The following is a 12,365-nucleotide window of genomic DNA, read 5'->3' on the forward strand; positions in this document are numbered from 1 at the left end:
GGCCGGAGACCACGGAACTCACATGCTTGATCTCGCAATCGTAGGCGGCGGCCCCGGCGGGCTGATGAGCGCCTGGTATCTGAAGCGTAAGCTCGGCGACCTCTGCCGCGTCACCATCTACGAGGCGTCCGATCGGCTCGGCGGCAAGATCGTCACCCGCAAATTCGATTCGGCGCCGGCGATATACGAGGCCGGCGTTGCCGAGATCTACGACTACTCGATGACCGGTCCGGATCCGCTGCGCGAGCTGATCCAGCATTTCGGGCTTCAGACCATTCCGATGGATGCCGAGCAGGTGCAGTTCGGCGGCGAGCTGCTGAACGACGTGCCGGGCATGCGCCGCAAATATGGTGCCAAGACCGCGGCCGCGATCGAGGCGTTCCGCAAGCGCTGCACCGAGGCGATGTCGCCGATCGAATATTACGAGGGCGTCGGCGCGCACGACAACGAGAATCCCTGGGCCTACAAGACCGCCGAGCAGGTGCTCGACGAGGAGGTCGAGGACGAGACCGCAAAGCGCTTCTTCAAGGTGATGGCGCGCTCCGACATCGCGACCGAGAGCCACAACACCAATGGCCTCAACGCGCTCAAGAACTACCTGATGGATGTCGACGGCTATATCGGCCTCTATTCGATCCAGAACGGCAACGAGCAGTTGATCGAGTGCCTGCAGTCGGAGGTCAATGCCGACATCCAGCTCAATCACCGCGTGCTCGCCGTCGGCAAGGCGCCGACCGGCCGCTATCAGCTCAAGATGATGAACGGCAAGGGGCCGGAGACGCGCGATTTCGATCTCGTGCTGGTCTGCCTGCCGCATTCCTGGCTCGCGACCATGGGCTGGGAAGGCGAGCAGCTCCGCAAGTCGATGGTCAAGCACGTCTCGTATTTCGACCGTCCGGCGCATTATCTGCGCGTCTCGATCCTGTTCGACACGCCGTTCTGGGGCGACAAGATTGCCGGCGCCTGGTTCATGTCGGAGGCCTTCGGCGGTTGCTGCGTCTACAACGAGGGCGCGCGCCACGACGTCGGCAAGCACGGCGTGTTGAACTGGCTCATTCCCGGCTCCGACGCGCTGGCCTTCGCCAACCTGTCGGACCAGGAGTTGATCGACGCCGCGCTGAAATCGCTGCCGGCCTCGCTCGGCGATGCGCGCGCGCATTTCATGGAAGGCAAGATCCACCGCTGGCTGTCGTCGGTGAACGCGATTCCCGGCGGCCTGCCGGTGCGCGACGTCATGACCAACCACCGGCCCGAGCCGAAGGAGCATCCCGGCATCGTCGTGGTCGGCGACTATCTGTTCGACTCGACGCTGAACGGCTTGCTCGACTCCTCGGACGCGGCGACCGACATTATCCTCACCGAGATGATGCGCCTGCGCCGCGAGCGCGCGCAGGACGACAAGCCGCTCTCCGACAGGATCGATCGCGACTATTTCGAGAACTATCGCGGCCTCGGCCCCTATAGCGAGGCATGGCGCCATTTCACCGATCCCGATTACCTCACCAAGCTGATCGGTATCGTCTGGGGCAAGGCCAAGGGCGCGAAGCTGCTGATCGCGGGCTCGGCCAGTGGCGAGCTGGTTGGCGCGCTGCGCGAGCGCGGCATCGATGCCTTCGGCATCGAGAACAACCGCGCCATCCACGCCAAAACGCCGAAGGCGCTGAAGAAATACAACAAGCTCGGCTCGATCACCGACATGCCGTTCAAGGACGGCGCCTTCGACTTCGTGTTCGAGACCAGTCTTTGCCACGTTTCCCCGAAGCAGGTAGTCCGCGCGATCCGCGAGCTCAACCGCGTCGTCAAGACCGGCCTCGTGTTCGGCTCGATCACCTCGGACATGGCCTCGGCCGTGATCGACCGCTACGACCTCCTGCGCGGGGTCAAGAAGCTCGGCACCTGGTGGGAATGGTCCGAACTGTTCTTCGGCAATGGGTTCGATCTGTCGATGCACCGCAGGGACTGCACCGATGCGCTCTGGGAGGCGACGCTCGCCGCCAACAAGGGGCCGGGCCAGTGGTATGCCGACGCCGACAGTCTGCGCTACTCCTTCTTCGACAAGGTCGAAAGCGAGGACGACGACTAGCCGCAACGATCGGACCGGATTCGCCAATTGCTTTGCCGAATTCATTCTGATCGCATAGAATCAGTGCAATAGCGGTTGCCGCTATTTCCTGCTTTCTCTGCGGTCATGCCGGCCGTCAGCATCCGTTGGTTTCATGGCGTCCAAGCCTCCTTCTCCCGACAAACAGAAGCCCCCCGTGGAAGAGGCGGCCGAGCTCGACAAGCTTGCCCCCACCGCCAAGCCGGACCTCGAAGACGACGAGGACGACGAAGGCGAGGAGGATGACGAGCTGGAGCTCGATGACGACGACGAGGACGAGGACCTCGTCGTCTTTACCGCGCGCGAGGCCGCCGGCGCGCTCGCCACCATCCTGGGTTTCGTCAAGCCCTATCTGGCCAACTACAAGCGGATGCTGTCGTTCGTGGCGTTCGGCGTCGTCGTCGAGACGCTGTTCAACGTCATCATGCCGCTCAGCCTGAAGTTCTTGATCGACGACGCGCTCGGCGAGGAGGATTTCCAGGCGCTGTACAAGATCCTCGGCGTGCTCGCGGCCGCCGGCATCTTCACCTCGATCGTGGCGGTCTGGTATGAGCGCTGGGATGCGCGGCTCGCGGCCTGCATCATCTCCGACGTCCGCAAGCACCTGTTCGAGCACGTCCAAGACCTGCCGGCGGCCTATTTCGGCCGCACCAAGCGCGGCGAGATCCTGTCGCGCTTTTCCGTCGACCTCGCTGCCTTCGAGGGCTCGGTCAAGACCTTCGCCAACAGCGCGGCGCTGCCGTTCCTGGAGTTGTTCGCCGGCATCATCCTGATGGTGTTCCTGAACTGGCAGCTCGCGGTGGTCGCGCTCCTGGTGTTTCCGATCACGCTGATCGGGCCGCGCATGCTCACGCCGAAGGCGGTGCAGGCCAATTACGAGCAGAAGCTCAATGAATCCGCGCTGCTCGGCATGGTGCAGGAGAACGTGGCGGCGCAGGCCGTGATCAAGGCGTTCAGCCTGCAACGCCGGATGTTCGGCTTCTTTACCTTCCGCAACGACGAAACCCGCAACAGGATCGCCTCAGCCGCGTTCCTGTCGACCATGGTGGAGCGGACGGTCACCATCTCGGTGCTGCTCCTGCATCTCGTTGTGCTGGCAATCGGTGCGTATCTGGCGACCAAGGGCCAGATCACCATCGGCACCTTCGTCACCTTCGAGAGCGCGTTCTGGGAGGTCTCCTACAACATCGCCCATGTGATGCATTTCATCCCGGTGTCGATCTCCTCGGCCGCCGCGATCCGGCACATCCAGGAGCTGCTCGACGAGCCGACGCGCGGGGCCGATCGTGCCGGCGCGCCCGATCTGCCGCGCATTACCCACGACATCACCTTCGACCGCGTCACCTTCCAGTACGAAGGCAGCCAGACGCCGATGCTGGACAATCTCAGCCTCAAGCTCAATGTCGGCAAGAGCATCGCCATCGTCGGCCCCTCGGGCTCCGGCAAGAGCACGCTGCTCAACCTGATCCTGCGGCTCTACGTGCCCGACGAGGGGCGCGTCACCATCGACGGCGTCGACGTCCGCAAGGTGACGCTGGATTCGCTACGCCGGAGCATGGCGGTAGTGTTCCAGGAGAACATGCTGTTCAACATGTCGATCCGCGAGAACATCCGGCTCGGCAAGGAGGGCGCGACCGACGCGGAGGTGGAGGAGGCGGCCAAGAAGGCCGAGATCCATCGCTACATCATGAGCCTGCCGCAACGCTACGACACGCCGGTCGGCGAGCGCGGCGATACTCTGTCGGGCGGCCAGCGCCAGCGCATCGCGATCGCGCGCGCGATCATCCGCAACCCGTCCGTGCTGCTGCTGGACGAAGCCACCTCGGCGCTCGACCAGACCACGGAGGCCGCGATCAACCGCACGCTGCTCAAGGTCGCCAAGGGCCGCACCATGATCTGGTCGACCCACCGCCTGACCTCGGTGGTCGAGATGGACGAGATCATCGTGATTTCAGGGGGCAGGGCGATCGAGCGCGGGTCGCATGCCGAGCTGCTCGCCAGGAACGGTACCTATCGCAAGCTGTGGAACGACCAGATCCACCAGCCGCATGGCGCTGTGGCTCAGGCCGACGACGACAGCGACGATGACGAGGATGAAGACGACCTCGAGGGTGATGAGGACGAGGACGACGAGGAGGAGTGACCGAGGAAGTTCGGCTCCAGATGGAACGCTCCTCCAAGCGGCCGCAGCAGCCCTTGAGCCGACCAGGCGATGAAGCGCGCCCAGCGCTGCGCCGTCCAGTAAGGGCTCGTCGCGATCGAGACTGAGCGGAAGTCGAACGCCTTCGCCGCCGACCATTGATCGCAAGCTTGCTTGACCGGATCGGCGTAGAAGCCGGCGATCTTGGCCGCATTCATCCCGTCGGAGGAAAGCCACTGCGGGATGTAGACGTTGCAGAGCCGCTCGACGTCGGTGAAGACCTTGTCGCAGCCGGTGCCGGCGACGGGGCACGAGGTCGCGAAGGCATCCCCGACCAGCACGATTCCCGGCTGGCCGCGAGGGTCGTTCACGTAGAGATCGACCGGACGGACCTTCAGCTCACCGGGGATGTCGAACGCGCCGGTGATGCGCTTGAGCCGGGGCAGGGTGGCGTCCAGCGTCTCAGCGGGTGCACGGCGCAGCTCGCGCAGCCAGGGATCGTCGAAGCTTCGGTAGACGAACAGATTGGCGCGCATCCGCGTGTCGACCGGAAACAGCGAGATGTAGGGGGTGCGGTCGCTCGGCCGCTCCGAGAAATAGGTCAGCGCCGGGAAGTCGAACGAATTCCGACCTGCCGGCATCACGTCGAACCCGATCGAGATCGAATGGCAGGCGCTGACGACCTTGCGGGCGATGCCGAGCTGGTGGCGCAGGCCGACGTTCAGGCCGTTGGCGAGCACGACCAGGCGGGCCGAGATCGTCTCGCCGTTGGCGAGCGTGATCCTCTGCCGCTCCGGACTGGTCTCGACCGCCAGGGCCTTGGCGCAGACGCGCTCGACGGTGGCGGGGATTTCGTCGCGGACGGCGTTGACCAGCGAATCGTAGAGGATGTTGAACTGCCGGCTCGGCGCCTTGTCGAGCAGGCGGCCGAATCGGGCGATCCAGTTCTCGCCGGCAAAGGTCGCGCGGCGCAGCACTGATTCTGCGATTCCGGTCTTCAGGAATCGCTCGACTTGCACGTGACCGCTGAGTTTTTCGACTCGAAAGTCCGCCGGATAGCTCTCATGCGGATCGATCAGCACCGTCGAAATGCCGGCGCGGCCGAGCATTGCGGCGGCGGTTGAGCCGGACAATCCCCCGCCGATAATGGCAATGTCGGTGTACCGCATGGCGCCAATCCCCGCCGAAGGCGGCAGTTTGACGCATCAACAGGAAAAAAAGCCTTAGCGCGGGTTATAAAAGTATATTTCACCCGGGCAAAAATAGATCTAGGGCTAGCGGAATGGGCTCGTCGTTCCCACATCGTGGAAGCGCGGTGAGGGCGGCAAACGGGCGAATTCCATAGGCGCGAGAAGCGCTTTGTGACTGTCGTTTCGCCTTGACTTGATCGATTCCCACTTATAGAAAGCGCCTCACTTAACGACAGGCGGTGAGCATCGCCAACGTCGGAACGGGCCACCCGTTGATCCCTCAGGGGTCGTTGAAGACGGGCACCAACCTCGACGAATGCCGCTCAAACGCTGTCGATCATAGCTAGGCAATGCCAGTGCGATTCTAGTTCTCTTGAGCTTGTTCTCTTGAGATCGAATTCGGATGCATGACCTCGGTGCACGGGCCACAGCTTTACGCTGATTGACCCGGAAACTGCGGTCCTCTGTGGCGTCGTAACGCTTTCCGCTCGGTGATGGAGCGGTTGGCGCAATTTCGCTTTGTGCGGATTGTTCCGCGGAAGGCGGGCCCATCGAGCGGGTGGCTCGAAACGAATTTGCGGTTCCGGCAACGGGCCGCGGCAAGACAGCGGACCCGGAAGGGGCCGCGGCAGAACAAAGGGTAAGGCCAGGATGCCGACGATCAACCAGCTGATCGCTCAACCGCGGGAAGTGCAGAAGTCGCGCAAGAAGGTGCCGGCGCTGCAGCAGTCGCCTCAGAAGCGTGGTGTTTGCACCCGCGTCTACACCACGACCCCGAAGAAGCCGAACTCGGCGCTTCGTAAGGTTGCCAAGGTGCGCCTGACCAACGGCTTCGAGGTGATCGGCTACATCCCCGGCGAGGGCCATAACCTCCAGGAGCACTCGGTGGTCATGATCCGCGGCGGCCGCGTCAAGGATTTGCCCGGCGTGCGCTACCACATCCTCCGCGGCGTTCTGGATACCCAGGGCGTCAAGAACCGTAAGCAGCGCCGTTCGAAGTACGGCGCCAAGCGTCCGAAGTAAGCGGGAACCACGTCCATGTCTCGTCGCCACTCAGCGGAAAAGCGCGAAGTTCTCCCGGATCCGAAGTTCGGGAACATCGTGATCACGAAGTTCATGAACTCGGTGATGTACGCCGGCAAGAAGTCGGTGGCCGAAGGCATCGTCTACGGTGCACTCGGCATCATCGAAACCAAGACCAAGCAGAACCCGCTCGGCGTGTTCGAGCAGGCGCTCGAGAACGTCATGCCGACGATCGAGGTTCGCTCCCGCCGCGTCGGCGGTGCGACCTACCAGGTTCCGGTCGAGGTTCGTTCGACCCGCCGGCAGGCCCTGGGCATTCGCTGGCTGATCTCGGCCGCGCGCGAGCGCAACGAGAAGACGATGACCGAGCGGCTCTCGGCGGAGCTCTTGGACGCATCGAATAACCGGGGGAACGCCGTCAAGAAGCGTGAAGACGTGCACCGGATGGCGGAAGCCAACCGCGCCTTCTCGCACTATCGCTGGTAACGGCGACACACTCGGACTCGCAAGGAACGACCTATGCCCCGCCAACATGCCATCGAGGACTACCGTAATTTCGGTATCATGGCGCATATCGACGCCGGCAAGACCACGACGACCGAGCGCATCCTCTATTACACCGGCAAGAGCCACAAGATCGGCGAAGTGCACGAAGGTGCCGCGACGATGGACTGGATGGAGCAGGAGCAGGAGCGTGGCATCACGATCACCTCGGCTGCGACCACCGCCTTCTGGGCCGGTAAGCGCCTGAACATCATCGACACTCCCGGCCACGTCGACTTCACCATCGAAGTCGAGCGTTCGCTGCGCGTGCTCGACGGCGCCGTCTGCGTGCTGGACTCGAACCAGGGCGTCGAGCCCCAGACCGAGACCGTCTGGCGCCAGGGCGACAAGTACAAGGTTCCGCGCATCGTCTTCGCCAACAAGATGGACAAGACCGGCGCCGATTTCTTCAAGTGTCTGGCCGACATCGTTGACCGCCTCGGCGCCAAGCCGATCGCGATTCAGCTTCCGATCGGTGCCGAGAACAACTTCAAGGGTCTCGTCGACCTCGTGAAGATGAAGGGCATCGTCTGGAACGATGAATCGCTCGGCGCGAAGTTCGACTATGTCGACATTCCGGAAGACCTCGTCGAGCAGGCCAAGGAATATCGCGAGAAGATGGTGGAAGCCGCCGTCGAGCTCGACGACGATGCGCTCGCCGCTTTCCTCGACGGCAACGAGCCGGACGAAGCGACGCTGAAGCGGCTGATCCGCAAGGCGGTGCTGACCGGCGCGTTCTATCCCGTGCTGTGCGGTTCGGCCTTCAAGAACAAGGGCGTGCAGCCGCTGCTCGACGCCGTCGTCGACTACCTGCCGTCGCCGATCGACGTGCCCGCGATCAAGGGCACCGACGACCGCGGCAACGAGGTCGTGCGCAAGGCCGACGACAAGGAGCCGCTCGCGCTGCTCGCGTTCAAGATCATGGACGACCCGTTCGTCGGCACCATCACCTTCTGCCGCATTTACTCCGGCGTTCTCCAGAGCGGCACCGGCGTCGTGAACTCGACCCGCGAGAAGAAGGAGCGCATCGGGCGCATGCTGCTGATGCATGCGAACAACCGCGAAGACATCAAGGAAGCCTATGCCGGCGACATCGTCGCCCTGGCCGGCCTGAAGGAAGCGCGCACCGGTGACACGCTGTGCGATCCCGACAAGCAGGTGATCCTGGAGAAGATGGAATTCCCCGAGCCGGTCATCGAGATCGCGATCGAGCCGAAGTCCAAGGCCGACCAGGAGAAGCTGGGCGTGGCGCTAGCTAAGCTCGCCGCGGAGGATCCGTCCTTCCGCGTGTCGACCGACCAGGAGTCCGGCCAGACCATCCTCAAGGGCATGGGCGAACTCCATCTCGACATCAAGGTCGACATCCTCAAGCGCACCTACAAGGTCGACGCCAACATCGGCGCGCCGCAGGTTGCGTTCCGTGAGCGCGTCACCAAGAAGGCCGAGGTCAAGTACACCCACAAGAAGCAGACCGGCGGTACCGGTCAGTTCGCGGAAGTGTCGATCGTGGTCGAGCCGAACGAGCCCGGCAAGGGCTACGAGTTCGAGTCCAAGATCGTCGGCGGTGCGGTTCCGAAGGAATACATCCCCGGCGTCGAAAAGGGCCTCAACAGCGTGATGAGCTCTGGTGTCGTCGCGGGCTTCCCCGTGGTCGACGTCAAGGTTCAGCTCGTCGACGGCAAGTACCACGACGTCGACTCGTCGGCGCTCGCCTTCGAAATCGCATCGCGCGCGGCATTCCGCGAAGCCTTGCAGAAGGGCAAGTCCGTGCTGCTCGAGCCGATCATGAAGGTCGAAGTGGTGACCCCGGAAGACTATACCGGCTCGGTCATCGGCGACCTGAATTCCCGGCGCGGTCAGATCCAGGGTCAAGACATGCGCGGCAACGCCAACGTCATCAACGCGATGGTGCCGCTCATGAACATGTTCGGTTACGTGAATAACCTGCGCTCGATGAGCCAGGGGCGCGCAACCTTCACCATGCAGTTCGATCACTACGCAGAAGCGCCGGCCAACGTGTCGGCAGAAGTCCAAAAGAAGTTTGCCTGATTGTCGTCGGTCTCAAGCTGACGATTGAACGGAGAGTCAAATGGCCAAAGCAAAGTTTGAACGTAACAAGCCGCACTGCAACATCGGCACCATCGGTCACGTCGACCATGGCAAGACGTCGTTGACCGCGGCGATCACCAAGATCCTCGCCGAGACCGGCGGTGCAACGTTCACCGCGTACGACCAGATCGACAAGGCGCCGGAAGAGAAGGCGCGCGGCATCACGATCTCGACCGCGCACGTCGAGTACGAGACCAAGAACCGCCACTACGCCCACGTCGACTGCCCCGGCCACGCCGACTACGTGAAGAACATGATCACCGGCGCCGCCCAGATGGACGGTGCGATCCTGGTCGTGTCGGCCGCTGACGGCCCGATGCCGCAGACCCGCGAGCACATCCTGCTCGCCCGCCAGGTCGGCGTGCCCGCGCTCGTCGTGTTCCTCAACAAGTGCGACATGGTCGACGATCCGGAGCTGCTCGAGCTCGTCGAGCTCGAAGTCCGCGAACTGCTCTCGAAGTACGAATTCCCGGGCGACAAGATCCCGATCATCAAGGGCTCGGCGCTCGCCGCTCTCGAAGATTCGGACAAGAAGCTCGGCCACGACGCCATCCTCGAGCTGATGCGCAACGTCGACGAGTACATCCCGCAGCCGGAGCGTCCGATCGACCAGCCGTTCCTGATGCCGGTTGAAGACGTGTTCTCGATCTCGGGCCGCGGCACCGTGGTGACCGGCCGTGTCGAGCGCGGCATCGTCAAGGTCGGCGAGGAAATCGAGATCGTCGGTCTGCGTGCGACCCAGAAGACCACCGTCACCGGTGTCGAAATGTTCCGCAAGCTGCTCGATCAGGGCCAGGCCGGCGACAACATCGGCGCTCTGCTCCGCGGCACCAAGCGCGAGGACGTCGAGCGCGGCCAGGTGCTGGCGAAGCCGGGTTCGGTCAAGCCGCACACCAAGTTCAAGGCTGAGGCCTACATCCTCACCAAGGAAGAGGGCGGTCGCCACACCCCGTTCTTCACCAACTACCGTCCGCAGTTCTATTTCCGCACCACCGACGTGACCGGTGTCGTGCATCTGCCGGAAGGTACCGAGATGGTGATGCCGGGCGACAACATCGCGATGGAAGTGCACCTGATCGTGCCGATCGCGATGGAAGAGAAGCTCCGCTTCGCGATCCGCGAGGGCGGTCGTACCGTCGGCGCCGGCGTCGTCGCCTCGATCATCGAGTAATACGAGAATAGGGATCGGCGAGTAGCGAATGGTGACATTCGCTATTCGCTATTCGCCACCCACTGAAGAGAGACCACGGCAATGAACGGCCAAAACATTCGTATCCGTCTCAAGGCGTTCGACCATCGTATCCTCGATACGTCGACCCGCGAGATCGTGAACACGGCGAAGCGCACCGGCGCGCAGGTCCGCGGACCCATTCCGCTGCCCACCCGCATCGAGAAGTTCACCGTCAACCGTTCGCCCCACGTCGACAAGAAGAGCCGCGAACAGTTCGAGATGCGCACTCACAAGCGCCTGCTCGACATCGTCGATCCGACCCCGCAGACCGTCGATGCTTTGATGAAGCTCGATCTGGCCGCCGGTGTCGACGTCGAGATCAAGCTCTAAGATTTTTGGATCCCGTTCGCGTAAGCGGACAGAAAGAACAGGAAGCAAGCCGATGCGCTCCGGAGTGATCGCACAAAAGGTCGGGATGACGCGGGTCTTCACGGAGGCCGGCGAACATATCCCCGTGACCGTGCTGAAGCTCGGCAATTGCCAGGTCGTAGGCCACCGTACCGAAGAGAAGAACGGTTACGTCGCGCTCCAGCTCGGTTCTGGCAGCCGCAAGACCGTTTACATGCCCAAGGCGGAGCGCGGCCAGTTCGCGGTCGCCAAGGTCGAGCCGAAGCGCCGGGTCGAGGAATTCCGCGTCACCGCGGATGCCATGATCCCGGTCGGCGCCGAGATCCAGGCCGATCATTTCGTCGTCGGCCAGTTCGTCGACGTCACCGGCACCTCGGTCGGTAAGGGCTTCGCCGGCGGCATGAAGCGCTGGAACTTCGGCGGTCTGCGCGCCACGCACGGTGTGTCGATCTCGCACCGTTCGATCGGTTCGACCGGTGGTCGTCAGGATCCCGGCAAGACCTGGAAGAACAAGAAGATGCCCGGCCACATGGGTGTCGACCGCATCACCACGCTCAACCTTCGAGTCGTTCAGCTCGACGTCGAGCGCGGCCTGATCCTCGTCGAAGGCGCCGTTCCCGGCTCCAAGGGCGGCTGGATCCGCGTGCGCGACGCCGTCAAGAAGCCGCTGCCGAAGGAAGCTCCGAAGCCCGGCAAGTTCAAGGTTGCGGGTGGCGAAGCCGAGGCTGCGGCCCAGCAGGAGGGTGCGTGAGATGGAATTGAAGGTCACCACCCTCGAAGGTAAGGAAGCCGGCTCGGTCCAGCTTTCCGACGCCATTTTCGGCCTCGAGCCGCGCCAGGACATCATTGCGCGTTGCGTGCAGTGGCAGCTCAACAAGCGTCAGGCCGGCACCCACAAGGCCAAGGGCCGCGCCGAGATCTGGCGCACCGGCAAGAAGATGTACAAGCAGAAGGGCACCGGCGGTGCTCGTCACGGCTCGGCCCGCGTGCCGCAGTTCCGGGGCGGTGGCCGCGCCTTCGGTCCGGTGGTGCGTTCGCACGCCACCGACCTGCCGAAGAAGGTCCGCGCGCTGGCTCTCAAGCATGCGTTGTCGGCCAAGGCTAAGGACGGTGATCTGCTGGTGATCGACAAGGCCGCGCTGGAAGCCGCCAAGACCAAGGCGCTGCTCGGTCACTTCTCGGGTCTGGGCTTGACCAACGCGCTGATCATCGACGGCGCCGAGCTCAACAACGGCTTTGCCGCCGCGGCTCGCAACATCCCGAACATGGACGTGCTGCCGATCCAGGGCATCAACGTCTATGACATCCTGCGCCGTCAGAAGCTCGTTCTGACCAAGGCCGCCATCGATGCGCTGGAGGCGCGCTTCAAATGACGAAGAACATTGAGCCTCGCCACTACGACGTGATCGTTGCTCCGGTCGTCACCGAAAAGGCGACGCTGGCGTCCGAGCACAACAAGGTCCTGTTCAAGGTGGCCGCGAAGGCGACCAAGCCGCAGATCAAGGAAGCGATCGAGAAGCTGTTCGACGTCAAGGTCAAGAGCGTCAACACGCTGGTCCGCAAGGGCAAGACCAAGGTCTTCCGCGGCAACCTCGGTTCGCAGTCGAACACCAAGCGCGCGATCGTGACCCTCGAAGAGGGCCACCGGATCGACGTAACCACCGGTCTGTAAGGTCGTAC

11 protein-coding genes are annotated in these 12,365 nt (G+C 63.2%); 10 read left to right on the forward strand and 1 reads right to left on the reverse strand.

All coding sequences use genetic code 11. From position 1 onward, the window contains the following. Window positions 1-22 precede the first annotated feature (22 nt). Window positions 23-2,083, forward strand: coding sequence for an FAD-dependent oxidoreductase (locus ACFLEY_RS17480; RefSeq protein WP_060907965.1), 2,061 nt, complete (start codon window positions 23-25; stop codon window positions 2,081-2,083). A 133-nt stretch (window positions 2,084-2,216) separates the two neighbouring features. Beyond that, a complete protein-coding gene (locus tag ACFLEY_RS17485; RefSeq protein WP_211433880.1) occupies window positions 2,217-4,244 on the forward strand; it encodes an ABC transporter ATP-binding protein in 2,028 nt (675 codons plus the stop codon). Here ACFLEY_RS17485 and ACFLEY_RS17490 read toward each other — a convergent pair. After that, window positions 4,163-5,410: an NAD(P)/FAD-dependent oxidoreductase gene (locus ACFLEY_RS17490; RefSeq protein ID WP_060907964.1), complete on the reverse strand. Its 1,248-nt coding sequence runs from the start codon at window positions 5,408-5,410 to the stop codon at window positions 4,163-4,165. The two genes, ACFLEY_RS17485 and ACFLEY_RS17490, sit on opposite strands and share 82 nt — an antisense overlap. Before the next feature lie 672 nt (window positions 5,411-6,082). Between ACFLEY_RS17490 and rpsL the strand changes: the two genes are divergently transcribed. The 8 genes from rpsL to ACFLEY_RS17530 all read left to right on the forward strand — a co-directional run bounded on the left by rpsL (window position 6,083) and on the right by ACFLEY_RS17530 (window position 12,357). Then, window positions 6,083-6,454, forward strand: a complete 372-nt coding sequence (gene rpsL, locus ACFLEY_RS17495; protein WP_007603006.1) for a 30S ribosomal protein S12 — start codon at window positions 6,083-6,085, stop codon at window positions 6,452-6,454. Window positions 6,455-6,469: 15 nt separating this feature from the next. Beyond that, window positions 6,470-6,940 (forward strand): 30S ribosomal protein S7, encoded by a 471-nt coding sequence (gene rpsG / locus ACFLEY_RS17500; RefSeq protein ID WP_011088154.1) that lies wholly within the window; start codon window positions 6,470-6,472, stop codon window positions 6,938-6,940. 33 nt (window positions 6,941-6,973) lie between these two features. Beyond that, window positions 6,974-9,046 (forward strand): elongation factor G, encoded by a 2,073-nt coding sequence (gene fusA, locus ACFLEY_RS17505; RefSeq protein WP_011088153.1) that lies wholly within the window; start codon window positions 6,974-6,976, stop codon window positions 9,044-9,046. Between the two features lie 40 nt (window positions 9,047-9,086). Then, on the forward strand, window positions 9,087-10,277 hold the full coding sequence (gene tuf, locus ACFLEY_RS17510; protein ID WP_011088152.1) for an elongation factor Tu: 1,191 nt from the start codon (window positions 9,087-9,089) through the stop codon (window positions 10,275-10,277). A gap of 81 nt (window positions 10,278-10,358) precedes the next feature. Further along, window positions 10,359-10,667: a 30S ribosomal protein S10 gene (gene rpsJ / locus ACFLEY_RS17515; protein ID WP_002712302.1), complete on the forward strand. Its 309-nt coding sequence runs from the start codon at window positions 10,359-10,361 to the stop codon at window positions 10,665-10,667. A gap of 52 nt (window positions 10,668-10,719) precedes the next feature. Continuing rightward, window positions 10,720-11,436, forward strand: a complete 717-nt coding sequence (gene rplC / locus ACFLEY_RS17520) for a 50S ribosomal protein L3 (protein WP_011088151.1) — start codon at window positions 10,720-10,722, stop codon at window positions 11,434-11,436. A 1-nt stretch (window position 11,437) separates the two neighbouring features. Then, window positions 11,438-12,058, forward strand: coding sequence for a 50S ribosomal protein L4 (gene rplD / locus ACFLEY_RS17525; RefSeq protein ID WP_011088150.1), 621 nt, complete (start codon window positions 11,438-11,440; stop codon window positions 12,056-12,058). Then, entirely contained in the window at window positions 12,055-12,357 is a 303-nt protein-coding gene (locus ACFLEY_RS17530; RefSeq protein ID WP_011088149.1) for a 50S ribosomal protein L23, read from the forward strand. The genes rplD and ACFLEY_RS17530 overlap by 4 nt, the downstream gene beginning before the upstream one ends. Window positions 12,358-12,365 lie beyond the last annotated feature (8 nt).

It is taken from the genome of Bradyrhizobium sp. YCK136, assembly GCF_044570075.1.
In the GTDB taxonomy this organism is placed as follows: domain Bacteria; phylum Pseudomonadota; class Alphaproteobacteria; order Rhizobiales; family Xanthobacteraceae; genus Bradyrhizobium; species Bradyrhizobium diazoefficiens.